24 protein-coding genes are annotated in these 25,648 nt (G+C 64.3%); 9 read left to right on the forward strand and 15 right to left on the reverse strand.

The features are described from left to right. Positions 1-9 precede the first annotated feature (9 nt). Genes KP004_RS18445 through citC form a run of 7 tightly spaced genes read right to left on the reverse strand, consistent with a single transcriptional unit; the run spans position 10 to position 5,467 of the window. Positions 10-825 carry a triphosphoribosyl-dephospho-CoA synthase gene (locus KP004_RS18445; protein ID WP_216799866.1) on the reverse strand — a complete coding sequence of 272 codons (816 nt, stop codon included), beginning with the start codon at positions 823-825 and terminating at the stop codon, positions 10-12. Next, a complete protein-coding gene (locus tag KP004_RS18450; RefSeq protein ID WP_216799867.1) occupies positions 815-1,309 on the reverse strand; it encodes a citrate lyase holo-[acyl-carrier protein] synthase in 495 nt (164 codons plus the stop codon). The genes KP004_RS18445 and KP004_RS18450 overlap by 11 nt, the downstream gene beginning before the upstream one ends. Continuing rightward, positions 1,284-2,822: a citrate lyase subunit alpha gene (gene citF, locus KP004_RS18455; RefSeq protein WP_216799868.1), complete on the reverse strand. Its 1,539-nt coding sequence runs from the start codon at positions 2,820-2,822 to the stop codon at positions 1,284-1,286. Before citF ends, KP004_RS18450 begins: the two co-directional genes overlap by 26 nt. Beyond that, on the reverse strand, positions 2,809-3,729 hold the full coding sequence (locus KP004_RS18460) for an HpcH/HpaI aldolase/citrate lyase family protein (protein ID WP_216799869.1): 921 nt from the start codon (positions 3,727-3,729) through the stop codon (positions 2,809-2,811). The genes citF and KP004_RS18460 overlap by 14 nt, the downstream gene beginning before the upstream one ends. Beyond that, a complete protein-coding gene (locus tag KP004_RS18465) occupies positions 3,729-4,205 on the reverse strand; it encodes a PPC domain-containing DNA-binding protein (RefSeq protein ID WP_216799870.1) in 477 nt (158 codons plus the stop codon). Before KP004_RS18465 ends, KP004_RS18460 begins: the two co-directional genes overlap by 1 nt. Beyond that, positions 4,206-4,469 (reverse strand): citrate lyase acyl carrier protein, encoded by a 264-nt coding sequence (gene citD, locus KP004_RS18470; RefSeq protein WP_216508737.1) that lies wholly within the window; start codon positions 4,467-4,469, stop codon positions 4,206-4,208. Then, on the reverse strand, positions 4,466-5,467 hold the full coding sequence (citC, locus tag KP004_RS18475) for a [citrate (pro-3S)-lyase] ligase (RefSeq protein WP_216799871.1): 1,002 nt from the start codon (positions 5,465-5,467) through the stop codon (positions 4,466-4,468). The genes citD and citC overlap by 4 nt, the downstream gene beginning before the upstream one ends. 234 nt (positions 5,468-5,701) lie before the next feature. On the opposite strand from citC, the gene KP004_RS18480 reads away from it, so the two are divergent. From KP004_RS18480 to KP004_RS18490, 3 genes are read left to right on the forward strand one after another with little or no spacing between them, the layout of a single operon-like run. Further along, complete coding sequence (locus KP004_RS18480) at positions 5,702-6,415, forward strand: glycosyltransferase family 2 protein (RefSeq protein ID WP_216799872.1); 714 nt, start codon at positions 5,702-5,704, stop codon at positions 6,413-6,415. Next, positions 6,416-6,709: a lipid-A-disaccharide synthase N-terminal domain-containing protein gene (locus KP004_RS18485; protein WP_199390275.1), complete on the forward strand. Its 294-nt coding sequence runs from the start codon at positions 6,416-6,418 to the stop codon at positions 6,707-6,709. Beyond that, the gene (locus KP004_RS18490) at positions 6,681-8,315 is read left to right on the forward strand and encodes an ArnT family glycosyltransferase (RefSeq protein WP_216799873.1); all 1,635 of its coding nucleotides are present in this window, start codon (positions 6,681-6,683) and stop codon (positions 8,313-8,315) included. The genes KP004_RS18485 and KP004_RS18490 overlap by 29 nt, the downstream gene beginning before the upstream one ends. A gap of 214 nt (positions 8,316-8,529) precedes the next feature. On the opposite strand, the gene KP004_RS18495 is transcribed toward KP004_RS18490, so the two are convergent. Both KP004_RS18495 and KP004_RS18500 read right to left on the reverse strand, forming a co-directional pair. Then, positions 8,530-8,727, reverse strand: a complete 198-nt coding sequence (locus KP004_RS18495; RefSeq protein ID WP_216799874.1) for an ArsR family transcriptional regulator — start codon at positions 8,725-8,727, stop codon at positions 8,530-8,532. Between the two features lie 119 nt (positions 8,728-8,846). After that, complete coding sequence (locus KP004_RS18500; RefSeq protein WP_216799875.1) at positions 8,847-9,953, reverse strand: lipid II:glycine glycyltransferase FemX; 1,107 nt, start codon at positions 9,951-9,953, stop codon at positions 8,847-8,849. Between the two features lie 181 nt (positions 9,954-10,134). On the opposite strand from KP004_RS18500, the gene KP004_RS18505 reads away from it, so the two are divergent. Together KP004_RS18505 and KP004_RS18510 are read left to right on the forward strand one after the other, a co-directional pair. Further along, positions 10,135-10,497 (forward strand): hypothetical protein, encoded by a 363-nt coding sequence (locus KP004_RS18505; RefSeq protein ID WP_216799876.1) that lies wholly within the window; start codon positions 10,135-10,137, stop codon positions 10,495-10,497. 87 nt (positions 10,498-10,584) lie between these two features. Then, the gene (locus tag KP004_RS18510; RefSeq protein WP_216799877.1) at positions 10,585-10,992 is read left to right on the forward strand and encodes a bacteriohemerythrin; all 408 of its coding nucleotides are present in this window, start codon (positions 10,585-10,587) and stop codon (positions 10,990-10,992) included. Positions 10,993-11,059: 67 nt separating this feature from the next. On the opposite strand, the gene KP004_RS18515 is transcribed toward KP004_RS18510, so the two are convergent. From KP004_RS18515 to KP004_RS18535, 5 genes are all read right to left on the reverse strand, one after another. Then, positions 11,060-11,509: a YbhB/YbcL family Raf kinase inhibitor-like protein gene (locus tag KP004_RS18515; protein ID WP_216799878.1), complete on the reverse strand. Its 450-nt coding sequence runs from the start codon at positions 11,507-11,509 to the stop codon at positions 11,060-11,062. A 47-nt stretch (positions 11,510-11,556) separates the two neighbouring features. After that, positions 11,557-12,747, reverse strand: a complete 1,191-nt coding sequence (locus tag KP004_RS18520; RefSeq protein WP_216799879.1) for a hypothetical protein — start codon at positions 12,745-12,747, stop codon at positions 11,557-11,559. 65 nt (positions 12,748-12,812) lie between these two features. Further along, positions 12,813-13,238 (reverse strand): four-helix bundle copper-binding protein, encoded by a 426-nt coding sequence (locus tag KP004_RS18525; protein ID WP_216799880.1) that lies wholly within the window; start codon positions 13,236-13,238, stop codon positions 12,813-12,815. Positions 13,239-13,328: 90 nt separating this feature from the next. Beyond that, positions 13,329-13,877, reverse strand: coding sequence for a MerR family transcriptional regulator (locus KP004_RS18530; protein WP_216799881.1), 549 nt, complete (start codon positions 13,875-13,877; stop codon positions 13,329-13,331). A 49-nt stretch (positions 13,878-13,926) separates the two neighbouring features. Further along, complete coding sequence (locus tag KP004_RS18535; RefSeq protein WP_216799882.1) at positions 13,927-14,109, reverse strand: MerR family transcriptional regulator; 183 nt, start codon at positions 14,107-14,109, stop codon at positions 13,927-13,929. A gap of 389 nt (positions 14,110-14,498) precedes the next feature. On the opposite strand from KP004_RS18535, the gene KP004_RS18540 reads away from it, so the two are divergent. From KP004_RS18540 to cowN, 4 genes are all read left to right on the forward strand, one after another. Then, a complete protein-coding gene (locus KP004_RS18540; RefSeq protein ID WP_216799883.1) occupies positions 14,499-15,380 on the forward strand; it encodes a DUF362 domain-containing protein in 882 nt (293 codons plus the stop codon). Next, entirely contained in the window at positions 15,377-16,945 is a 1,569-nt protein-coding gene (locus tag KP004_RS18545) for a 4Fe-4S binding protein (RefSeq protein ID WP_216799884.1), read from the forward strand. Before KP004_RS18540 ends, KP004_RS18545 begins: the two co-directional genes overlap by 4 nt. A 283-nt stretch (positions 16,946-17,228) precedes the next feature. Continuing rightward, positions 17,229-17,657: an FKBP-type peptidyl-prolyl cis-trans isomerase gene (locus KP004_RS18550; protein WP_216799885.1), complete on the forward strand. Its 429-nt coding sequence runs from the start codon at positions 17,229-17,231 to the stop codon at positions 17,655-17,657. Between the two features lie 22 nt (positions 17,658-17,679). Further along, positions 17,680-17,985, forward strand: a complete 306-nt coding sequence (gene cowN, locus KP004_RS18555) for a N(2)-fixation sustaining protein CowN (RefSeq protein ID WP_216799886.1) — start codon at positions 17,680-17,682, stop codon at positions 17,983-17,985. Positions 17,986-18,098: 113 nt separating this feature from the next. Here cowN and KP004_RS18560 read toward each other — a convergent pair whose 3' ends face one another. Next, entirely contained in the window at positions 18,099-25,604 is a 7,506-nt protein-coding gene (locus KP004_RS18560) for an NHL domain-containing protein (RefSeq protein WP_216799887.1), read from the reverse strand. Positions 25,605-25,648: the final 44 nt, after the last annotated feature.

Genomic DNA, 25,648 nt, shown 5'->3' on the forward strand with positions numbered 1-25,648 from the left:
ACCGTGCTGCTACTGAGGGACGGCCTCCAGTTCGCCGGTATGGCTAAGCCAGGCAAACGAAAGGGCCAGGAGGTCGGCCACTCCTCCCATGGTGAGGTTGAGGCTCACATAGTGCTCGTTGCGCCGGGACAGAAAACTCATGAAGTCATCGCGCCGCTCGACCAGCAGCTCCAGCGCCCGGCCGTCCTCCTGCACCGTCGCCAGCCCTTCGCTGCCGCAGCGGTGCAGCGCGGTAGTGTCCTCGACGGTCGCCATCAGGCGTCCCAGCATGGCGTACACCGCGCTCCCCCTGTTGCCGGCGGCGAGCTCGCGACGGTAAGCGGGGAGCGCCTCCCGGAAAAGCGCCGGAAGCCCCTCGAGGGCCTCCCCCCTGATGCCCCGGGCGCCGTAGCTGGTGCAGGCGCGGCTGCCGTTACTCTCCCCCTGCGGCGTCCCGTCGAAAAGACGGCCCGCGATGTCGGCCACCGCCTCGCTCAGTGCCGCCTCCCCTCCCCCGGCTGTCCGGGCGGCCGCCGTCAGCAGCAGCCCGCTCAGAAAGATGTACCCCTTGTGGCAGTTGGTGCCGGCGTGCTCCTGCATGGCCTTTTCGGCCTCAATCCCCAGGCGCACCTGCGCCGCCAGATCCTCGCCACGGGAGAGCGATTCCGCCAGGCGGCAAAGGTAGCCGGAGACGACAGCCAGGGAAGTTTCCATGCGGTCCAGGGAGAGGTCGTGGTGAGAGCCGGGATCGTTCAGGTCGACGAGCCCCGGCTTGGGGGTCAGGTAGAGCTCCAGGAAGGCGCCGCGCACCAGGTTTAGCGCCAGCCGGGCCAGTTCAGAGCGCATCGATCACCGCCCTCGTCTTCAGCACCAGTTCCTCGGTGCTGTGGCGCTTGGCGTGAATGCAGGCGAGCGCGGGCTCGCAGCAGATCAGGCAGCTCCGGGGGGCGATGTCGAGCTCGGCGCGCCCGACCTGCTTGCCGGAGTGGTCGTAGATGTCGAGATCCAGGAGCCGCCCGGCCGGATGCCTCGTTTCCAGCGCGATCCCCAGCCGCTTCACCTGGGTGGCCGGAAGCCGGGTGTGGTAGATGGCGAACGGCCCGAGGGCGTCGGAGCCGCGCAGCGCCGGGGTCACCTTCAGGGCCGCGAGCAGCGCCTCCTCCCCCCAGGCGAAAAGCCGCTCGGCACGCGCCCCGCTCTTCTCGGGACCGGGCAGGTTCAAAGACAGCATGACGGTAGCCGGGAAAGGGGTCGGGAACAGCCCGTCCAGAAGCTCCTGGCGCCGGTCCCGCGCTGCGAGGAGACTATTCCTTAACGCGTCTGACGACATCGATGATGCTCCCGTCCCGGTATTCGACCACCGCGACCACCTCGTCTTCGAACTCCAGGGGACGCGGCGTGCCGGTGACCCGGCAGATCTCACGCTGCAACTCGGAGATGTCCTTCACCGGGAGCTTCCTCCGGATCAGCTCTTCCTTCAGCTCGGCGTGCTTCTCGTTCACGGCGATGCCGCGCTCGGTGACCACGACGCCGATGGTCTCGCCCGGCGTGGTGATGGTGGTGACGCGGTCCCTGACGATGGGGAGCCGCCCGCGGATCGAGGGGGCGACGATGATGGAGAGCTTGGCGCCGGCCGCGGTGTCCGAGTGCCCGCCGGTGTTGTGCAGCAGGTAGCCGTTGGACTCCGTGTTCACGTTGACGTTGAAGGAGGTGTCCACCTCGGTGGCCCCGAGGATGACGCAGTCGAGCCGGTTCACGACGGCCCCGGCGTTGAAGGGGTTCGCGTACATGTCCGCGCTGATCTCCTGGTGGGCGCGGTTTCTGCCGATCGACAGCACCGCCTCCTGGTCGAAGCACTGCACGTCCATGAGCGCCGAGAAGAGCCCCTCTTCCAGCATTTCCACGAAGTAGCCGGTGATGCCGCCGCAGCCGAAGCTCCCCTTGATGGAGCCCTTGCGCATGGCGTTACGCACCTTCTCGGCCACGGCCAGCGAGATGCCGCCCGAGCCGGTCTGGAAGGAGAAGCCGTCACGCAAAAGGCCCGAGGCTTCGATCACCTGCGAGGCGTAGCTCGCGATCTGCAGGCCGACCGGATCGGTGGTGACGCGGGTGGTGGTGGAGACGATCTTGGCGGGATCCCCGAGCCGGTCCACGACCACCACGTAATCCACCAGGGTCTGCGGGATGCTGACCGGCACCACCGGGAACGGGACCAGGTGGTCGGTGACCGCGACGACGCAGGAGGCGTAGGTGGCGTCGATCTGGGCGTAGCCCAGGGAGCCGCAGGCCGACGGGCCGTAGTAGCCGTTCATGTTGCCGTACTCGTCGCAGCAGGGCGCCGCGATGAAGGCGACGTCGATGTGCACGCTCCCCTCGATGACGGAGCGGGCCCGGCCGCCGTGGGTCCGCACCACGATGGGGCAGGCGATCTCACCCTTGGTGGCCATCTCCCCGATCAGGCCGTTCACGCCGCACTGGAAGCCGGCAATGACGCCGCTTTTTATGTGCGGGATGATCTCGGCGTGCACCGGGTGCACCGACGACGACGCGATCCAGATCCCCTTGAGCCCCATGGCGGCGATCTCCGCCACGATCCGGTTCAGAAGGAAATCGCCGTTTCTGAGGCTGTGGTGGGTGGCGATGGTCATGCCGTCCTTCAGCCCGCTCGCCTCGATCGCCTCCCTCAGCGATGAGAGGAGCTTCTTCTCACCCGGGTTCACCCGCTTCAGGGGGCGCGCCGCCACGTTCCCCTGCGGCCGGATGGCGAAGGGGTCGCCGTAAGGGATGAGCGGTTTTCCCGCGTAGCTTTCCGGGATCTCCCGTCCCAGGCTATTGAGCGCCATGTATCGCCTCCTCGTCGATCAGGGTGTCCACCATGCCGTGGGCGTAGGCGGTGCGCAACACGCGGGCGGCGCGCTTCACCACCGGGGCGTCGACCATCTTGCCCCCGAGGGCGATGACGCCGGTACCGAGCTGGCGCGCCCGCTGGATCGCCTCGATGACCTGCAGGGCGTACTCCACCTCGTGTGCTTTGGGGGCGAAGACGTCGTGCACTACCTCGATCTGGCGCGGGTTGACCAGGCACTTGCCGGTGTAACCGAGCCTCTTGGCGAGCTCGGTCTCTGCCCTGAGCCCCTCCATGTCGGAGACGTCGGCGAAGATGGTGTCCACCGCCTGGATCCCCTTGGCCTTGGCGGCCCAGAGTACCCGGGTGCGGGCGTTGAAGAGCTCCTCGCCGCCGCGGCTTCTCTCGATCTCCATGCTGGCGGTATAGTCCTCGGCGCCGAAGGCGAGCGCGAAGATGCGCTCGGAGCTGTTGGCGATGCCGACTGCGTTGATGACGCCCAGCGCGCTCTCCAGCGAGGGGAGGATGCCGAAGCGGCCGATCTCCACCTCCAGCTCCTCCTCGAACTCGGTCAAGAGCGTATCCAGCCGCTCCACGATCTCCGGGGTGTCCGCCTTGGGGAGCCGGATGCCGTCGGGCATGGCGGGGAGCACCACCCTCAGGTCCTCGTAGCCCCACTTGGTGTCGAGCGGGTTGATGCGCACCAGCAGTTCCTTGTTGCGGTCGGTGTAGTTCATGAGGAAGCGCTTGACCAGGTGGCGCGCCGCGTCCTTCTCGGAGAGGGGCACCGCGTCCTCGAGGTCGATGATGACGCTGTCGCAGTTGAAGATGGGGATGTTCTGGAGCATGGAGGGCATGTTGCCCGGGACGTACAAAAGGGAGCGTCTCAGCTTGAAGCCGGCCATCAGGGCGCCTCCTCGTCGATGTAGATGGTGGGGATCCCCCCGACCTTGGAAACGTGGCGCTCGACGCCGGAGACGTCCAGCTCGGTGAGCACGATTTCGCAGGTGGCGAAGACCTCGGCGTCGTAGAGGTGCCCCCCCACCACTTCGCCCGACGACTTGGACATGATGATGTGGAAGTGGCAGTCGAGGAGGTCGTCCTCGCCCGGCACGATGTTCCCCTGCAGCCCCAAGAGCTCGCAGGGTCCTTCGATGTCGTGGATGGTGACCCGCGGCGTGGTGATGGGAAGCTTGGCGCCGGTCTTGATCCCCCTCAGGCGCACGTTCTTGACGCTCCCCAGGGCCGAGACGATCATGGCGTAGCGCACGTCGGTCAGGTGCGCGAACTGCAAAAGCCTGGTGGAGAGGCTCTCCCCCGGCGTGATCTTGATGATGAAACGCCTGCCGTTACTGCACTCCTTGTACCAGAGACCTTCCATTTACCCCTCCGTCGCCCGCATGATCGCCGTTTCCAGGCGCGCCTCGATGGCGTAGTCCAGCGCGCCGCGGTCGGTGATGCGCACCTCTCCCGCGTCGACGCCGTGCTTTGCCAGCACCTCGTCCACCTTGGCCCGGATCAGCGCCCCGAACTGTTTCAGGACCGTCGACTCTATGGTCACGTTCAGCGTCTCGGCCGGCTCCAGGAACACCATCAGGTCGCTGGACTGCATGGTCCCGGCCTGCGCCTTCTTCACGATCTTCATCTAGCTCCTCCCTTGTCCCAGATCTTGATCCCCTCGCTGGAGAGGAGGAAGTCCAGGGTGCTCACCGGCACCAATTCCGCGATCCCCTCCAGCTCGCCGCGCAGGAGCATCTCGCGCACCCGCGACGCGGAGATCGGTTGCTGGTCAACGTTCTTTCTCTCTATCTCGCACACCTCGATCCCCAACGGGGGAAGTATCCGGTGCATGGCCTCGTTGTAGGCGGCGGTGGTGCCGCACAGGGGCTCGCTCCCGACGAAGCGGGTCTTCACGTGGAAATGCGGCGCGATCCGCTGCGCGAAGAGCAGCAGGTCGAGCTCCATCTGGATGGCCCCGCCGGGGTCGCCGTCTTTCAGGAAATAGGTGGGGAAGGTGATACTGGAAACGGCGTACCAGGAAGTATCGACCACGGTGACGTTGGCGAGGTCGGCGGTGCCGTCCTGCACCATGCGCAGCCGGGCGCCGAAGGGGAACAGGGAACGCTCCTCGCGCACCACGAAGAGGAACAGCTGGTCGACGGCGGCCGCCGCCTGTTCCACGAGGTAGCGGTGACCGAGCGTGAAGGGGTTGCAGTTGGCGACGATGGCGCCGTTGGTGCCGGGCCGGATGAGGCGGGTGAAGCGGGCGAGGTAGCGCTTGAGCCCGTCGCCGTACTCGAGAAGCGCGGTCTTACCCGAAGCGGCCAGGAGGTTGAAATTGAGCGTCTCGAAGTTGGGCGCCAGGGCGGGCGAGGTGAAGACGAAGAAGGAGTCGACCCCCTCCTGGTAGCCGCGTCCGACCAGCTCGGTGACCACCTCGTCCAGGAGGGTCCCTCCCTGGTGCGACGGCGCCACCGCCAGCATCTTCAGGGTGCGCCCCTGTCTGGCGCCGACGGCGACCAGGCGCCCGGCTTCGAAGATGCCTACCAGGTCGTCATAGGGCGTCTCGAACTGCAGGCCGGTAGCTTCGAGCAGCGCCCGTGCCTGTGTGAGATCGTCGGTGGAGAGCAGTGAAGTAACCATTGGCAAAGACTAGCACCAAACAGTTGTAAACGTAACCGCGTATACCAAATTTTCCTCCCTGTTTGGTCTTGCCGACTGTCTGCCGGGCAGGTTGGAGATCGAACTCCCTGACTGCGCAGGACGACGGCTCTACCATATAGAAAAAGCTATGATTTGTTCATAGGCTTGTGCTATCTTGTCAAATTGTCCATTGGCACAAGCTGCCGAAGCATCCATCTGAAAAACAGAGTATTTATGACCACTATCTCAATCGTGATACCTGCCCACAACGAGGCGGACAACATCGGAAATCTGGTACAGGAAATCGTCGCTACCGGGCTCGACTGTGAAATCGTCGTCGTCGACGACGGCAGCACCGACGACACCCATGCCAGGCTGCTCGCCCTGAAGAACTCCGTCCCCTCCCTCAAGGTCGTCCAGCACGACCGCGCCTACGGGCAGAGTGCCGCAGTGGCCACCGGCATCAGGCAGGCCGGCGGCACCATCATCGCCACCATGGACGGCGACGGCCAGAACAACCCTGCCGACGTCCCGAAGATGGTCGACGCGATCCTGAAAAGCGACAACCCGAACCTGAAGATGGTGGCGGGGTTCCGCAAGAAAAGGGACGACCACGTCTGGCGCATCATCTGCTCCAAGATCGCCAACGCGTATCGCCGCTTCTTCCTGCGCGACGAGACCCCCGACACCGGCTGCGGCCTCAAGGTTTTCTACCGCTCCGCCTTCCTGGAGCTCCCCTTCTTCGACCATATGCACCGTTTCCTCCCCGCCCTGATCAAGATGAAAGGGGGCGACATCATTTCCGTCGAGGTGCATCACCGCCCCCGTACCGCCGGGGTCTCCAAGTACGGCACCCTGAACCGCCTCTGGGTCGGCATCGTCGACATCTTCGGGGTGTGCTGGCTGCGCACGCGCGCGAAAAACGTAAAAATCACGAGGTGCGACTAGATGGTTTTAACCGAAAAGGCCTGGGTCGCCATCGGTCTGGCCGGGCAGTTCTTCTTCACCATGCGCTTCGTCGTGCAGTGGATCGCCACCGAGAGAAAAAGAAAGAGCGTCATTCCCGAGTCGTTCTGGTACTTCAGCATCTTCGGATCGCTGATCCTGCTGGTCTACTCCCTGTACCGCAAGGACCCGGTCTTCATCCTGGGGCAGGCCTTCGGCACCACGGTCTACCTCAGGAACCTCTTTTTCATCCACAAGGAAAAGAAAGATGCCGCAAACGATCCGGCAGCTGACTAGAGAGCTGGGCCTCCCCTTCGCGATCCTGACCATCCCGGGGATCGTGCTCTCCCTGCTGCTCCCCTACTTCCCGGTGGACGAAACGCGCTACCTCGGCGTGGCGTGGGAGATGTGGAACAACCACTCCTTCATCGTGCCGCTGCAAAACGGGCTCCCCTACTCGCACAAGCCGCCGATGCTCTTCTGGCTCGTGAACCTGGACTGGCTGCTGCTGGGGATCAACGAAGGGACGATGCGTTTCATCCCGCTCATCTTCAGCCTGTGCAACCTCACCCTGGTGTACCGGATCGCCATCAAGCTGTGGAACGACGAACAGGTGGCGCGCTACGCCGCGCTGATCCTCGCCTCGATGCTCCCCTACCTGCTCTGGTCCTCGGTAATCATGTTCGACGTGATCCTGGCCTTCTGGGTGCTCCTCGCCGTGCTGGCGGTGATCTCCGCGGCCCGGGAACACCGCCTCGCATGGTACCTGCAGTTGGGCATCGCCATCGGCGGCGGCATCCTCACCAAGGGGCCGGTGGTGCTGGTCTACGTCCTGCCGGTGGCCCTTTTGGGCTTTCTCTGGGTCCCGAGGGAGCGCTTTTCCGGGAAGTGGTTCGCCTGGCTCGGGCTCTCGATCCTGATCGGCGTCGGGGTGCTGCTCTTCTGGCTGGTGCCTGCTGCGCTCACCGGGGGGGAGACCTACCGGCGCGCGATCCTGTGGGGACAGACGGTGCATCGGATGGCCAACTCCTTCGCGCACAAGCGGCCCATCTGGTGGTACCTCCCCTGGATCCCGACCCTTTTGATGCCGTGGCCCCTGTTTCCGCCGGCCTGGCGGGCATGGAAGCGACTCTCCGGCGACTCCGGATTCAGGATGCTCCTGGTCTGGGGCGCGGGAAGTCTCGTGATCTTCTCCTTGTTGAGCGGCAAACAGGTCCACTACCTGATCCCGGTGCTGCCGACCTTCAGCCTGCTCATGGCCCGCAGCGTAGCGGAGGAGCAGGGGGAAGCGGCCCGCTTCAGATACCCGATCGCCGGCCTGTACCTCTTCCTCGGCGCGGGACTGATCACCGCGTCGCTCATCAAGCACGGCAGGCTCTTGAAGCATTTCGATCTTGTGGAGATCAGGATCGCGGCAGCCGGACTGGTCGTGCTGGGGACGGTGCTCCTTTTGCTGCGCCCGCGCACCATGCCGGCCCTGGTCAGGCAGATCGCCGTCGCCTCCCTGGCCTGCTGCATCCTGGTCATCGTCGGCGGGAACACCATGTTCCAGCGCTACGATCTGCACCCGATCGCTGCGGCGGTCAGGCAGAAACAGGCCGAGGGGTACCAGGTGCTGCACGCCGGGAAGTACCACGGGCAGTTCCATTTCCTGGGGAGACTGAGTCAGCCACTGGTGGAGCTCCCCAGCAGGGACCAGATCCGTGCCTACGCGGCGACTCACGACAAGATCGCGCTCATCACCTACGAAAAGGACACCCAGCGCATCGACCCGAAGGACTACTACTTCCTGCAGCCCTTCCGGAGCAGGCAGGCGGTTATGTGGACCAGGGACGGCATTGCCGTCTACCTGGGCGAAGCGACCGACAAGAAAGAGTCCACCGAGGCGACCGACGCCGAATAGCTCCGGGGGGGGACTGGTGGCCGCAAATACCGCCGATAAAAAAAGGGCCCTCCGGCTGAACCGGGGGGCCCTTTCGCTTCGATGCCGATGCGGCATCCTGTTACTTGTACCCTGCCTCTCTCCAGGCGTTTACCCCTCCCTGCAGCGCCGACACCTTGGTGAATCCCTTCTCTGCAAATTCAGCTGCCCGACCGGCAGACGTATGTTCCTGCGGTCAGTTGCAGTAGAAGATGATCTCCTGGTCCTTGCTCACCTCGGGGAGCCTGGAGTGGAACTCTCCGAGAGTCCACGCCTTCTCGAGGCGGATGCCGCCGCACATCTCCTCGCTGTCGTAAGCGCAGACGAAGAGCGCCTCGCCTGCCTGCACCTTCCGGTGCGCCTCCTGAATCTGGATCCTTCTTGCCTCGGCCATGTCTTCCTCCTTCCATCCCGGTCAGGGATGATCCGAACCGCTGTGGCTCGCCGAGTCATTAACCCGTACTAACTCAGCGGTGAAAATGGTAGCAGAGAAACCATCAAAGCCAACCGTCGCTATCCCAGGTGGCGGTAACAGAAATTCCCCAGGTAGCTGAGCGCCGTGTCGGGCGCCTTGTTGCAAACAAACTGCAGCACCTTCTTGGCAATGGATTCGTCCCCCATGGGGCAGTGGTGCACCGCGCTATTGGGGTAGAGGAAATGGGGGAGGTCGGAGACCTGCGCGCCCCAATGGGATTTGAACTCCATCAGGGTCTTGTTGTGCTCCGAGGTCTGGCCGAAATCTAGCACCCCGTAGCCCGCCAGGCACGCCTCCCGGATCGCGTTCCAGAACAGGAAATGGACCGGGCTGCAATCGTTGTGCAGGGGGTTGACGGCGGAATACTCGATGGAGACGCGACTTTTGTATTTGAACAGAAGCAGGGCAGCCACGGTTTCCTTTTCCTTGCGGCACAGCAGCAGCTCCACCAGCCCCTGCGGGGCGAAGGTCTGCCAGAGCGTCTTCACCAGGAGGTAGGGGTGGGGCGGCAGCCCCTTGCGCCTCCTGGTGTCGCGGTGCAGCAGGTAGAACTCCCTGAGGTCCGCCTCGCGCTTGCCCCGGACCAGGTGCAGGCCGGAACGCTCCGCCCGGGCGATGCGCTGCCGGACGCAGCTGCGGTGAAAGCGCTGCCTGACCAGTTCGGGATCGGCGCATAGCGGCAGGAAGTGATGCTTTCGGAGGCAGTCGGCGTGAAACCGGTCCCGGTCCAGAAGATGCGAGGCGGCCGCGGTCCGGATCTCGACGCGGGAGATGTCCAGCCGCTCCGCCAGGCGCAGAACCGCATCGCTTAGCAGCTCCATGTCGACCGCTTCGGTTACCAGCGGGTCGCACAGGGTGGCGAAGGGGATGCTGACCAGCCGCCGTCCCATGAGCCAGCTCTCAACGGCATACACCGGGAGCGCGGCCCTAATCGCTCCGGCGTCATCCTTGAGGGCCAGGTAATAACCGGTCATGTGGGGGAAATTCTTGTCCAGCACCCGCTTCCATCCCGACAGGTGCGTGATCCAGCCGAAGGGGTGCTGGTGCACGAAACAATCCCAGCGGTGGTTACGCAGCGGATCGATGACGCTGATGCTGTCGCCGAGGGCACCCTCGACCAGTTCCCTGCTGAGGTTGGCAGCCATGACGATTCCCCCACGCTCCCCTGCCGAATTATTAACAAAACATCACTTTATCGGCCCCGGTGACGTAGTCAAGCTCCCGGCACTGCGCCGGTTCTACCGAAACCCCCCCGGCGGATATTGAGTAACGCTGCGGCGCTGTTAAGATAAGCTTCGTCGTTAATCCCGGCACAAGGAGCTGATCATGAACAGAGACAATCTGGCACGGCTGGCGGATCTCCCCCTCAACTTCCGGGAAGACCAGCGAGGCAACCTCGACCCGCAGGTCAGGGAACTGAACCTGAAGCTCGGGCTGCAGTCGGCACTGGAGCTGTTGCGCGACCCCAAAGCGGCGTTACTGATGGGGGGGGCGCTGGCCCTGCTCTACAAGCGCAAGTATGCGCTCGCCTCGCTGCTGGTGGGGGGGATGGTGCTGCAGCGGGCGCTGTCGCATGCCGGCGAAGAAGGGGAGGCCGCACGCAAAAGAAGGGAGACGGAGTTCGAGCGACGTGCACTCAAGGCGCAGCGGGGCGACTACGGCAAGCTCGAGGTTATCGCGTTCAAGTAACAGCAAAAATGATTGCAGTTTATCCCGCTCCTGCCGATGAATATGACCGGAGCGGTTCATTTTTCACAGTTGCAGCTGGAGTAACCAATGACATTGGTAGAATGGGACAATTCGCTGATCCTGGGCATGCCGCAAATCGATGAACATCACCACAAGCTGGTAGATATCCTCAATCGGTGCTACCGGGCGCTCATGCTGCACGACCACAGCCACGAGCTGGCGGGAGTGGTCGCGGAGCTGCTGGAGTACACCCAGTACCATTTCCAGACCGAAGAGCAGCTGATGGCGGCGCTCCACTACAGCGCAGCGCCGTCGCATGCCGCCGCCCATCGGAAGTTCATCAACTCCATTCACAACTTCAAGGACCGCTCCGACGCGGGCGAATCCTTCGTAGCCATCGACGTGCTCGTCTTTCTCAAGGATTGGCTGGTGGGCCACATCCAGAACACCGACCGCGCCTTCATCAACTTCATCAGCGACCGCAACGATTCCTAGACGAAAAAAGGCACCCGGTCCTGTACCGGCGACCGGGTGCCTTCTCCCCTTCTTTTGCCCCTATCTGCTACCCCCCGCTGTAGATCCCGGTAAGCGACGTCTCCGCGAGGATGTGATCCTGCATGGCAACGTCCAGCTGCCCCTTGCTGGCCGTCCCCGCCAGATCCAGCGTGGTGTCCAGCGCATAGAGCCGGAAGATGTAGCGGTGGCTGCCGGAGGGTGGACAGGGGCCGCCATACTGGTTATGCCCCCAGCTGTTCTTCCCGATCACCACCTCGCGCGGCTCGGCCTGTTCCACCAGCGTCGTCACCCTGGGGCCGATGTTCCAGAGTATCCAGTGCACCCACAGCCCGTTCGGGGCGTCAGGGTCCTCCATGACCAACGCCAGCGACTTCGTCCCGCTCGGGACGTTCTCGAACCTCAGCTCCGGATTCATGTTGTCGCCGTCGCAGGTGTACCTGGCCGGAATGCGCCCGTTGTCCTGAAAGGCCGGGCTGGTCAACCGCATCTGTTCCATGAGTCACCCCCTTTGCTGTGCCGGTGCTGGTGCGCCGGCACGCCTCGTCATCGCTCCGTCCTCTGCGCCACCCCGGAAACCTTGACCTCGATCACCAGGTCATCCACCTGTGCGAACAATTCCGTTGCCGCCCCCACCGGCCTCATCAGTTCCACATACCACTGCCCCTCGTTCACCTGCGTCCCCGCCGGGCTCGCATTCAGGTGGGTCGACATGCCGCAGAACTCGGAGCGCCGCACCGAACGCCGATTCTCAACCCGCCCCAGCAGGATCGGCGTGAGCGCCCGCTGGTCCACCTGCACCCGCTGCCCCGACCGGAGGTAGTAGGCTGCCTCAGGGAGCCTGACCAGCGCCGACCAGGGAACCCCGCCCGCCTCTCCGAGCAGCGATGCGCTCACGCCCCGGAAGCGGCAGTTCTCGAATCCCTGGAACAGCTCGGCCGGGATCTGGAGCCGCACCGAGAAACTGTCCCGGGCATGCCTCAGTTGCCCCCACGCGTTGCGGTTTAAAAGCGAGCGGATCGAAAAGGCGCGGGTGAAGGCCTGCTCCCCCTGCTGGTACAGGGCAAGCCATTCCCGGGCGTTCCTGGTCCAGATGACGTTGCTGACCAGGGAGGCGCCCAGCGTTTCCGACCAGGAGCTGAGCGGCGAGGCGACCTCGTAGCCGAAGAAGCGGTTGAGGCCGTCCTCGGCCACCGCGACCCGGTTCAGCGCCTCCTCGTAATCGCGGCACAGACGCCTGAGCACCAGGTCGCGCTGCTCGTTGAGCGCCAGGGGTCCCCCCGCGGCGGCCAATTCCTTCCGGCGCCGGATCGACTCGCCGCGCAGTTCAATCATGCTCCCCACCGCAGGTTCTTCCGCTGCGACGGTGGCCTCCTCCCCCTGCTCCGCTTCCGGTGCGCCCTCGGCCGCGGCTCGCTCTTCGGCACCCTCCGCGTGCTCCTGGGGCCGCTTCTCTTCCGCGGCGGCCTCCTCTTCCGGCGGCGGCTCGGGCGCCGGCTCCTCCCTTGCCACCCGGCGCCGGTCCAGCTCCAGTTCCTGCTCCAGGATCTCCAGGTCGTGGCTCAGCTCCTGCCAGGCACGGTCCAGCGCGGCGTATTCCCGAAATTCGGTAAGGGCGCGCTCCAGCAGCAGTTCCGCCTGCTCCAGCAGAACCTCCACCTGGCGCGGATCGAAACGGGCCGCGAGCAGGTCAGGGTCGGGCCGGTAGGCGACCACGTTACACGCCAGCTTGCTCATCTGCTGCCTCCTGTTCCCGCGAAAGTTGACCAAACGGGGCGGCCGAAGCCGCCCCTCTCATACCGTTACAGGAACGTGGTCCGGGTCCCCTCGGAAAGGCGGGCGATCAGGTCCTGGCAGATCTTCTCGCAGTTCTGGCAGCTGGAGCGGCAGATGCGGCAGTGCTGGTGCATCTCGGAATGGACCTCGCACTCCTGCATGCAGAGCCGGCAGGCGACGGCACAGCTTTCGAGCTGGGTCCTGAGCAGTTGGGGGACGGGGTCGGTCTGGCGGGAAAGGATGCGGGCGGTGGTCTGGCAGATATCGGCGCAGTTCAGGTTGAGGCCGATGCACTTGGTGAGCTTTTGTACCGACTCCTCGCCAAGGCAGGCATCGGCGCAGCTGGTGCAGACGTCGGCGCACTCCACCAGCGCGTTGATGCACTCGGTGATGACGGTGACGTCCATGGTGAGTTTTCTGGGGTGAGCGGCGAACATTTCCGTTGTTTTCATGCAGTTCTCCTTTCATTGGGTTGGAATGGCGCACAACAATTAGCACATTCTAACCATCTGTCCGAAGAATTCAACGCGAACGGGGAAGTTCTAGCGCGGCTGCTCAGTGAGCCTCGTTGCGGCGGCCGCGGACCACTCCCTGATTACCTGTGCCTCCTGCTCGGGGATACCGAGGCTCAGCAGGAACGAGTGGTGCGCCTGGGGTGCGCGCCGCTCGAATTCGGCATGCCAGGTTTCCATCGCCTCGTCGTCCATCCCCGCCGCGCGCAGCATGGCCACCCAGGTCTCCTTGTCGACGCTCTCGGGCAACTCCCCCCCCGACTGCACCGAGAGCATCCGGGCCAAAAGGTGCTGCTGGGCCTTGAGCGCACGGATCTCTGCGCCGATCGCGGCGAGCCGTCTCCTGATCACCGACGGTTCCCCCTCGCCCGATGCAAGCAGGGCACGGGTTTCTTCGATGGACAGACCCGCCTTGCGGAACGAGACGATCGCGGCAAGACGCTCGCAGTCCCCCTCGGAGTAGAGGCGGTAGCCGGCGTCGCTGCGCCCGGAGGGGGAAAGCAGGCCCTCCTGGTCGTAGTAGAGCAGAGTGCTGCGGGACAGGCCGAACTTTTTGGCCAACTGGCTGATGCGGTACATGATGCCTCCTGCGAAGGAAGCGGCCCCGGGCGTACCCGGGGCCGCGGGGTCAGGCGTGATGCTTGCGGATGGCGGCGATGCGCTCGGGGGAAAGTCCCAGGAACTCCAGGAACTCCTGGTGCCCTTCCGGGTTCTCCCGCTCGAACAGGCGGTGCCACTGCTCCATGGCCGCGTCATCCAGCCCGATGGCCCGGAACCGGGCCGTCCACTCCTCTACCGTTACCTTGCTCATAGTCGTCTCCTTGTGCTGTTAGTGGGTCATGGCCATGACAGCAGGAATACTAAACCGTGAAGCTGTAGACGGGTCAATAGAAAAAGCAAAGACGTTCAACGTTCAACGTTCAACGTTCAAGGTTCTACGTTCTCAAGGTTCTACGTTCAACGTTCAACGTTCTACGTTCTACGTTCTACGTTCTACGTTTGCCTCCTGCGTTCTGCGTTCTGCGTTCTCGGTTCTGCGTTCTCGGTTCTGCGTTGTGCGTTGTGCGTTCGAGGGCGAGAGATGGGAGGCCGATGCTTGGGCCCTGCCCGGTTTTTCCTCGGCACGCGTTGAATTCACGACGCACGCCCATATAATGAGAGCTGGCGTCACGCCGCTCACATCTTTGCCGGGAGGTTTCCATGGAAAGACGGCAGTTCATCAAGATACTGGGCATGTCATCCCTTTTCCTGCATGGCTGGCTGCGCAATCTGTTCGCGGCGCAAGGGCCGGTGGTGGCGGTGGGCCAAGGGACCGACCATGCCGGCATCACCCGCAAGACACTCGCCGCCCTGGGCGGGATGCAACGCTTCGTGAAGCCGGGACAGACCGTGGTGGTGAAACCCAACATCGGCTGGGACCGTACCCCCGAGTACGCGGCGACCACCAACCCCCTGGTGGTGAAAGCCGTGGTGGAGGAGTGTCTGAAGGCGGGCGCGAAAAGGGTGAAGGTTTTCGACCGCACCTGCAACGACCCGCGCCGCTGCTACGCCTCCAGCGGCATCGAGTCGGCCCTGAAGGGCATGAAAAACGTGGAGGTGAAGCACCTCGAGGAGGAGCGCTTCCAGAAGGTGGCGCTGAACGGCAAGGTCCTCAAGGAGTGGGAACTCTACGGCGAGGCGCTCTCGGCCGACGTCTACATCAACCTCCCGGTCGCCAAGCACCACGGCCTGAGCCGCCTCACCCTGGGTATGAAAAACGTGATGGGGATCATGGGGGGCAACCGCGGCTCCATCCACAAGAACATCGACCAGGCCCTCGCCGACATCAATGCCTCCTTCCGCCCCCACCTCACCCTGATCGACGCGACCAGGATCCTCACCGCCCACGGCCCGCAAGGCGGCAACCTGGCCGACGTCAAGGTGTTGAACCAGGTGATCGCCTCCACCGACATCGTCGCCGCCGACGCCTACGCCACCACCCTCTTCGGCCTGAAGCCCGCCGACATCGCCGTGACCCGGACCGCCTACCAGCGCGGACTGGGCGAGATGAACCTCGACAAGATGAGGATCGTCCGGGTGTGAAAAAGGTCACCTCCGCCCGCATCTCGCAGCTTTTGTTCCTCGCCCTGTTCCTGGTCCTGTTCCTGATGACCGAATACCGGGGAAGCGACCGCATCGTGGCAGCGGTCAACGGCTTCTTCCGCGCCGACCCGCTCACCGCCTCCAGCACCATGCTGGCGGTGAAGGCGTACCTGCCGCTGCTCCTGCCCGGCCTGATCATGCTCGTTGCCGCCTTATTCCTGGGCAGATTCTTCTGCGGCTGGATCTGCCCGCTGGGGACCATCCTCGACCTCGTCACCGGCAGGATCCGAAAGGTCGGCGCCCTGCGAGCCCTCGCCGGCCGCGCCAAGTACTGGCTGCTCCTACCGCTGCTCGCCGCATCGCTACTGGGGGTGAACCTGGCCGGCCTGCTCGACCCGATCGCACTGCTGCTACGCGCCCTCACCTTCTTCTTCCATCCCCTCTTCGGGGATACGGTCCGCGGCGGCTGGCGCTCACTCTACGGCCTCGTCTGGGAACGGCGCGACCTGCTCGACCCGGGCTACCGCCTGATCCGGGATTATCTGCTCCCCTTCCGGGAAACGCTCTACCCGCTCGCTTTCCTCTCCGCGCTTCTCTTCATGCTGATCCTGTTCCTGGAGCGTTACGAAACGCGTGCCTGGTGCCGCCGCCTCTGTCCCTTGGGGACACTGCTCGGTCTGGTCTCCCGCCTGGGTCCCCTGCGCCGCACCCCGGCGAAGCTCTGCGCCGACTGCCGGGCCTGCCGCGAGCACTGCCCCACCTCCTTCGACCAGGATCTCCTGCAAACGGAGGAGTGCATCCTCTGCATGGAATGCGCGCTGCACTGCCCGTCCCGCCGGGTCCGCTTCCGGTTCGCCGGGCCGCGTGCGCAGGCCGGGCCGGTCATGGAGCGGCGCGTGTTCCTCGGAGGGCTGCTGGGCGGGGTGGTGCTGGCCCGGGGCTTTCGCTTCCGGGAGCCGGCCGCACAGGCAAAGCTTTTGCGCCCGCCCGGGGTGCGCGACGAGGAGGAGTTCCTGAAGAAGTGCGTGCGCTGTGGCGAGTGCATGAAGGTCTGCCTGAGAAGTGCGCTCTATCCCGCCCTCTTCCAGGCCGGTGCCGAAGGGCTCTACACCCCGTTAGTGGTGCCGCGCCTTGGCTACTGCGAGTACAACTGCACCCTTTGCGGCCAGGTCTGCCCCACCGGCGCCATTCCCGATCTCGCCACACAAGAGAAGCAGCGCCAGGTGATCGGCAAGGCCGTCTTCGACAAGAACCACTGCCTCCCCTTCGCCAAGAGGATCGACTGCATCGTCTGCGAGGAGCATTGTCCCATCCCGGGTAAGGCGATCCGGTCCGAGCGGGTCGAGCTGACCGGGTTCGACGGCGCCAAGAGAACCGTGCAGCAACCCTACGTGGTGGATGAGCTCTGCAACGGCTGCGGCATCTGCGAAAACGTCTGTCCGTTGGAAGGAAAGGCCGCCATCGAGGTGTTCCGCGTGAAGGACCGGACGCCGCTCAAGCCCTCCTCCCCGGCAGCGCCCCCTCCCCAGGATCCCTATACCGATCCCTACGCCGGCAATTCATAGCCCCCGTCCCCGGTTCCTGCTCTCACACGCGCTTTACCCTCTACCCTCTACCCTCTACCCTCCCGCGCCCTTCCCATCCTTCCCGGCACCACACCTTAGCGGCCCCCTAACCCCTCCCCTTGCGGGAGGGGTTAGGGGGTGGGGGAATGGGGCTGCCCCCTCCCGTCAAGGGAGGGGGAGTGCTGGATGCGACAGCTGGTCTGGGAGTTGCAACCTGGACTTACGCCCCGCCGGTATCGGCAGGTGGGCGCCCTCGAAACCAGCGACCAAAGGAGACACGGATATGGCGAGAGCCAGGATGGGAGACACCATCACGATAAGCTACATAGGGACCCTCGACGACGGCACCATATTCCACAGCACCGAGGCGGAAGGCCCGCTCACGGCCACTTTGGGGGCGGGAGAACTCTTCCCTGCGCTGGAGGCCGCCATCGTCGGGATGAGGCCGACGGAGACGCGGAACATCTTTCTCTGCGCCGAGGAGGCGTACGGTCCACGGCTCAAGGAGAACGTGATCCGCGTCGCCCGCGGCAGCTTCCCTGCCGAAAAAGAGATCAAGCCGGGCCAAAAACTGGGCATCGAGTTCGCCGGCGGCGCCGCGCGGGTGATGCTGGTAACGGGAGTGACCGAGGAGGCGGTGACGCTGGACGGCAACCACCCCCTGGCCGGCTGCAACCTGACCTTCGCCCTGCGGCTGGACCAGATCCGGTAGACCACCCCAAGGAGACATTCCCATGCAGAAACAGGACAAACCGGACCGCTACGTCTCCTTCGCGGGGATCGAGGGGGACAAGAACTCGCAGGAGCTCGTCGCGCTGCTGCGCCGGCACATCGACGCCCCGGAGAAGACCAATCCGTTCTGGGAAAACTTCAAGGAGAAGCTCGCGCGTGTCGGGCAGCCCGGCACCAACGGCGGGCGCTGCCTGGACGAATTGTTCCTGGTCCATTCCTACATCAACAACATTCGGGAGCTTTTCGAAGAATACGGTGACGAGGCGGCACTGGAGCTGCTGGAACGGATAGAGCGGGAGAGCTGTTGAGGCACAGAACCCACGAAGCAGTCATGAGCCGAGATACCATGAGCAACGAAAAAGCGGGGCATGACATTCATGCCCCGCTCTTGTTTTTTGCAGCGGCCGTCAATTTCAACGAACTAACGGATATCGATGCTGCCGCCGACCTGCGTGTTGTTATTCTCATCGGTCTCCGCGACCACGCCACCCCGGTCCGCGATGGCCCCGATCACGTAGCTGCCTACCGACAGCGTGGCGGGGACGGTGGCGTTGAAGCTCACCGTTTGGGAGCCGCCTACGGCAAGGCTCACTACCGAGACATCGGCGACCTTGGTGTCGGCGCTACTGATGGCGCCATCGCTGGAGAGGTAGAAGCTCAAGGTGGAGGCCCCCGCCACCGCCTGCCCCTGGTTCTTCACCGTCGCGGTCAGCATCACCTTTTTCCCCCTGGTGCCGCTGGTGGGGCCCGAAACGACGGTAACCACCAAGTCGGGACGGGCCGCTTCGATGACGATGGTCGACGCGGCCATGGCTGCAGTCTGGTTGCCGTCGCGGCATTCCACGGTGAAGTTGCTGCTACCGGCAACCGACGGGGTCCCAGCGATCTGACCGGTTGCCTGGTTGAGGCTGAGACCGGCGGGGAGGCTTCCGGAGACAACGGACCAGGCATACGATCCGGTTCCTCCGCTGGCGCTAAGCGACTGGCTGTAGGAAGCACCCGCGTACCCGCCGGCAAGCGAGGTGGTGCCGATCTGCACCGGCTGGTACACGGTGATGGTGAAAGAGCCGGTGACACTTGCCCCGTCGCTATCGGCAACCCTGACGGTAAAGGCATAGCTGCCGGCCGTGCCGGGGACCCCGGCGATGACCCCGGTGGAACCGTTCAGCGTCAACCCGGCCGGGAGATTGCCGCTCGCGATGGACCATGTGTAGCCCGGTACGCCGCCGCTTGCCGACAAGCTCCTGTTGTAGGCGGTGCCGCTGGTCCCGAAGGGGAGTGCGACGGTATCGACGGCAAGGGCGGTGTAGGCGACCGTGAAGGTGACCGAGGACCTGCCGGTGTTACCGGCAGCGTCGGTCGCTTCCACTGTTACCGTGTGATTTCCGTTCGGCAGCGGCTCAAGGCTGCTTCCGGACGTTTTGTTGACCACAACGCCATCGACCTTCACCACGATGCTGCCGTCCCCGACCGTGTAAAGCAGCAGCGGGGTCCCGTCCGGGGTGGTTCCCGACGCCGGTGAGGTGATGGTGACCGTCGGAGCGGTGGCGTCAACTGTGAAGCTGACCTCCGCGACCGAAGAGTTGGCAGCGGTGTCGGTCACCACTACCTTGACCGTATGGGGGCCATCGGCCAGCGGCCCCAACGTGTCGCCCGAGGTCTTGGCGACCACCACGCCGTCGACCCACACTACAGCTGCCCCCTCGCTGATGCTGTAGGTCAAGATGGGCGTGCGGTTGTTGCCCAGGCCGGCGGCAGGTGAAGCGATGGTCACCACCGGAGCGGTGGCATCGACACTGAAGTTCGCTTGGGCGAACCCCACGTTGCCGGCGGCATCGGTCGCTTCAACGCGCACCGTGTGAGGACCATCGGCAAAGGGTCCCAATGTGTCGCCGGAAGCCTTGGCGGCCACGACCCCGTCAACGAAGACCACGGCATCGCCTTCGCTGACACTGTAGGTCAGCACGGGTGTACGGTTGTTGCCCAGGCCGGCGGCAGGTGAAGCGATCGTCACCACCGGAGCGATGCTGTCAACGGTGAAACTCACTTGGGCGAAGCCGACATTACCTGCAGCGTCGCTTGCTTCAACGCGCACGGTGTGAGCTCCTTCTGAGAGAGGACCGAGGGTATCACCGGAAGCCCTGGCAACCTCGACGCCGTCGAGCCGCACCACCGGCACTCCTTCGCTCACCGTATAGTTGAGAATCGGGGTGCTCTTGCCGGTGACACCGGCCACCGGCGAGGCGATAGTTACCACCGGTGCCACCGTATCAACCACGACCGTCAGCGACGTAGTGGCAACATGTCCCGCTCCATCCTCCTCCCTGATATCGAAGGTCGTACTCCCCTCACGTACACCGGTGATAGGCAGGCGCCACGTGGAATCAGTCGGGTTGGTGAGCATGCCGAAGCTGCCACCGTTGCTGGAAATGACACTGAAATAATTGGCGCGGCTGTCACGTGTGCCGGTAAGGACGAAACTGTTGCTGTTCATAAGGCTTGGCAGCGGGTCTACGCTAAGCACCAGGTGGACGGTGTCGACGGTGAAGCTCACCTCTGCGAAACCGACGTTGCCCGCGCCATCGGTGGCCTCGACCCTGACGGTGTGGATTCCGTCGGCCAGTTGGGGCAGGGCGCTCCCCGACGGCACGCTCACCACGACTCCATCGAGCTTGACCACGGGAGCCCCTTCGCTCGCGCTGTAGGCAAGCAGCGGCTGGCTGTTGTCGGTCGTGCCCGATGCCGGAGAGGTGATGGTGACCACGGGAGCAACCCGGTCCACCACGAAGGTCGCTTCCGCGTACCCGGTGCCGGCAGTGTTGCTGGCCTCGACCCGTACCGTGTGAGGGCCGTCGCCCAAGGGGGGAAGGATGTATCCCGACCGGGTGCCGATCTCTATCCCATCCAGCTTCACCACTTCACTACCTTCACTCACGCTGTAGGAGAGAACCGGTTCCTCCTTGTAGCTTCCCCCGGGGACGGGTGAAGTCAGGGTAACGGTTGGGACGGCCTTGGCAGGGAAGACGATATCGTCGATCCAGGCGGTATCGGCCCCCACGGAGACCGAGCCATCCTTGGTATAGCGCCATCTGAAGGTGTGGATTCCCGGCGCAACCGCGACCTGGAACTGGGTCCACCCCACATCTCCGGACCAGTTCCCCTGTTCCACGTCGTCCACGTAAAAGTGAAGAACATCCCAGTAGTATTCGGAGCTGACCGCGAACCAGAAGCTCATAGTGCCGCCGGGGCTGTCGACCGTGGTCTCCAGGGAGGAGCTTTGGCCATCGAAGATGGTGCCGGCCTTGGCGGCGAACTGGCCGCCGTGCTGGTTGCCCGTGGTGACGGTCCAAGGGGCGTTGCCGCTCGAGACCCAGGGCAGGGCAGAGAGGTCGCCGCTCTCAAACGTCTCGCCCGTCGGCGCCGGTCCCGGAGCGCCCGGTCCGGTCACGCTGATGTCATCCAGGTACCATCCCCTGTAGGCGTTGGCCACGCCATCGACGCTGTTGAACTCGAACTTCAGCTTGACCTGCATCCCGGCATACTGCTCGAGATTCGTCACCACCTCGTGCCAGGAGGAGGTGGCATCGGTCAACTGAACCAGGAGCATCCATGTGGCACCGCCATCGGTGCTGAGGAAGACCTTACGGGTGTCATAATTGGTGTTTGCCTCGGTCTGCTCCCAACTCCAGAATTTGAGGGTTGCGCTGGCGCCGACGGTGAAGGCCCTGGAAACCAGGGCCCCGGAGGTGAGTCCCACGTCGTAGTTCCCCGTCGACTCCTGGCCATACCACCAGCTGGTGTAGCCGCTGTGGCTGTTACCGTTGGATGACGAACCGAGGCTGGCCAGGTTCCACAGGCCGCTGGCGGATTCCCACTTGCCGAGACCGCTTTCCATGTCGTCGATGAAGCTGGTGGCCACGCTCCCCCCCCTTACGATGAAGGAGCTCTCGGCAAAACCGATGTTCCCCGCCGCGTCTACTTCCTGCACGTGGACGGTGTGGGAGCCATCGGGCAGATACTTCAGCGACATGCCGGAGGGAGCCTCGGTCTGGATGCCGTCGATCCATACGGTCACTGTGCCGCCTTCGTTGGCGCTGTAGGCAAGGACCGGGGTGTTGCCGACCACCGACCCGGGTAGCGGCGCCGTGATGGTCACCACTGGAGCCGTGGCGTCGATGAAGAAGCTCACCTCAGCTGCTGCCATGCCCGCGGCACTGCTCGACTCGACCCGAACGGTGTGGCTGCCGTCGGCGAGCGAGGGAAGTGGCATGCCGTTTTGCAGCGGCGTCACGATCCCGTCCAGGTATATGGTCGCCGCCGATGCAGTGGTGTTGAAGGAGAGCAGGGGTGACTCCTTGTAGACCGCGCCCTGTACCGGCGACGTCATCGTCACTACCGGAACCGCCCCTGCGGTCGGGAAGACGATATCGTCTATCCATGCAGCGTCGCGCCCGACCGAAACCGAGGTGTCCTTCAAGTAGGTCCACCTGAAGGTGTGCGGCCCCGCGCTCACGGGGATGCTGGCCTGGGTCCAGCCGTAAGAGCCGGACCACCTCCCCCGCTCCACCCCGTCGACCTGGACGGTAAGGAAGTCGAAATTGCTTTCGGACTCGACTGCGAACCAGAAGCTCATGTCTCCCGCAGCGCAATCGACGCTGGTTTCCAGGACCGAAGTCTGGCCGTCCACGATCGCGCCGGAGCGCGCGGAATAGGCCCCGGTGTGGCTCGAGTCTGAAACGACCCTCCAGGGCTGCCCCCCCACCGGGATCCACGGCGGTGACTGCAGCAGTCCCGATTCGAACCCTTCGTAGCCCGCCGCGACAGGAGGCGCAGCGGCGCCGCTCACGGTGATGTCATCGAGGTACCAGCCGCGGAAGTCGTTAGACGCCCCGTCGACACTCTTGAACTCGAAGATGAGCCTCGCACTCTTCCCGGCGAACTGGGCGAGGTCTACCCCGACCTGGTGCCAGGCTGAACTGTCGTCCAGGGACTGGTACACCTGGACCCAGGCCCCTCCCTCCGCCGAGACGTAGACCTTGCGGGTGTCGTACATGTCGCCGTTGCTTTCCACCTGCTCCCAGCTCCAAAAGCGCAAGGTGCCACTGGCGGGAACCGTGAACGGGGTGGAAACGATCCAGCCGCTGTTTGCGCCCACGTCGTAGTTTCCGGTCGGTTCCTGTCCATACCACATGCTGTTGCCGCCGCTGTGACTGTTGGGGTAGAGCGAGCCGGGAGTGGCCAGATGCCACAGGCCGTTCACCGACTCCCACTTCAGCGTGCCCCCCTCAAAATCGTCCGCGAAGGCCACGGTTCCATCGACGGTGAAGGAACTCTCCGCGAAAGCCATGCTCACGCCGTAAGGATCCCGGACCTGGACCCTTACCTGGTGCGGCCCAACAGCCAGTGGCCCCAGGTGATCCCCGGAGACCTTGGGCATGACAGTCCCGTCGACGTAGACCGTGACCGAACCGACCGGCCCGGAAAGGCTGTAGACGAGCAGCGGATCGTTGCCGTAGACCCCTCCGGCCACAGGCTCCTGTATGGTCACGCCTGGGTTGCCGCCAACGAGATAAATGGAATCGCTGTACACGCCGGACCAGGTGCTGAAATCGTCGACGAAGCGGACGTAGACGGTTTTGGCACCTTCGCCCGGGAGCAGCGTCCAGGGCATGGTGGCTTGGAAGGGGATCGTGGAGGTCCAGGTGGCGGCGTCGTTGGAGAGCTGGACACCGCCGCAGACCCCGGTAACCCCCATACACGTGAGGGTGAGGGTCACGTTGTAGCTTGAGGTACTGTTCGCACCGCTGTCGATGAGCACCGCCGTATCCGGGGCACCGGGGTAGACCAGGCGAATTCTTCCGTTTCCGGAATCGGAGATGAGCACCGTTCCGTCAGGATCGATCCAGACGGCAGTCGGGAAATTCAGCGCAGCCGCCGTCGCCGGGCCGTAATCACCGCTGAAGCCGGGGGCTCCGTTGCCGGCCAGGGTGCTGATCTCTCCTTGGCTGTCCACCTTGCGCACGCGGTTGCCACCGGAGATGTAAAGGCTGCCGTTAAAGGCACGCACGCCAAGGGGGTTTTCCAGACCGGCGGCGACTGCGGGCAAGCCGTCACCGCTGTACCCTTTTTCTCCGGTTCCGGCCACGGTGCTGATGATGCCGGAGGGGTCGACTTTCCTGATGCGCGCGTTGTATGAATCGGCGATGTAGAGGTTTCCGTCGGCGTCGATGCTTACGCTCCCGGGCTGGCCTATAGCGGCGGCGGCCGCCGAGATGTTGTCGCCGTTGTAGTCAGGAAAGCCGTTGCCGGCCACCGTGGTGATTATCCCGGCGGTGTCGATTTTACGCACCCTGTTGCCGCTGAACTCGGCCACGTATAGGTTGCCCAGCGCGTCCAGCGCCACCCCCACCGGCTGGTTCACGCTCGCGAGGTTAGCGGGCAGGCCGTCGCCATTGGAGGCTGCCGCGCCGTTGCCTGCGACGGTCGTGATGATGCCGGCGCTATCTATTTTCCTGATGCGGTTGTTGCCGCTGTCGGCGATGTAGAGGTTGCCCGACGCATCGAGCGCAAGGCCTATCGGGTTGGAAAGAGTCGTGGCTCCCGCCGGGATGCCATCCTGGCCATAACCCGCGACGCCGGTGCCGGCAACGGTCCAGACCATGCCGTTGCCGTCGATCCTGCGGATACGGTGGTTGCCGGAATCGGCGATGTACCTGTTGCCGGCCTGATCCGCGACCACGGAGCCGACCCAGTAGAAGGCCGCATTCGCGGCCGGTCCGCCGTCGCCGGTCCAGCTATTGGTGCCGTTGCCCGCGAAGGTCGAGATGTTGCCCAGGAAGTCCACGCTACGGATACGGTAGTTGCCGGTGTCGGCGATGATCAAGTTCCCGCTGCCGTCGCAGGCGACCCCACCTGGTTGCAGCAGCGCCGCCGCCGTCGCCGGTCCGCCGTCGCCCGAGAAGCCCCAGTCGCCGTTTCCGGCCACGGTGCTGACTGTGCCCACCGTGTCGATTCTGCGGATGCGGTTGTTGTTGGAGTCGACGATCAGGAGTCGTCCCTGCTGGTCGAAGGCGACCCCCCTGGGGTACTGCAACTGGGTCATGGCCGGGTTCAGGCCGTCACCGTTGAAGCCTGGTTCTCCTGTACCCATCACGGTGGTGATGATCCCGTTGGTGCCGACCATGCGGATCTTGTGGTTACTCTCATCGGCTATGAAGACGTTCCCAGCCTGGTCCACTGCGATGCCGCTCGGGAAGGTAAGAGACGCCGCGGTGGCCGGGCCGCCATCCCCGGTGCTTCCCCACCATCCGACTCCGGCGATGGTGGTCATCATGCCGCCCGCCACTTTCCGGACCCGGTAGTTGCTGCGATCCGCGACGATCAGCGCTCCGGAGGGATCGACGACGATGTCCACAGGCGTGTTCAAAGCGGAGGCGAGCGCGGGGCCGTCGCCGCTGAAGGAGGCCATGCCGGTCCCGGCGACGGTTGTAATGATGCCGGAAGGGTCCACCTTGCGGATCAGGTTGTTGTTGGTATCGGCTATGAACAGGTTGCCGTTGCCGTCCAGCGCGACCCCCATGGGATAGTTGAGCCGCGCTTGCGTGGCGGGACCGTCGTCACCCGAGTTGCCGGGGGTCCCTGTTCCTGCCACCGTGGTGATCACACCCGATGGTGCGACCTTCCGCACCCGGTGATGGTCCTGGTCCGCGATATAGACGTTTCCGGCATTATCGGCGACAATCTTGTTCGCCCCGACCACCGCCGACACGGCCAGGCCGCCGTCACCGACCCCGCCACCAGCTATGGTGATGATGTCGCCTTGAGCGGCCAGGACCGTCCCGGTCAGCAGGTTCAACAGTAGTGCGCACACGGCCAGCAACTGGATCACAGGGGCACGGTACGGTTTTCGCGTCAGGCACTGCTTCATGTAGGAAATCCTCCTCTTGGTGAGAAAGTTGGTTTTTCAGAAAC

It is taken from the genome of Geomonas oryzisoli (assembly GCF_018986915.1).
GTDB classification, from domain to species: domain Bacteria; phylum Desulfobacterota; class Desulfuromonadia; order Geobacterales; family Geobacteraceae; genus Geomonas; species Geomonas oryzisoli.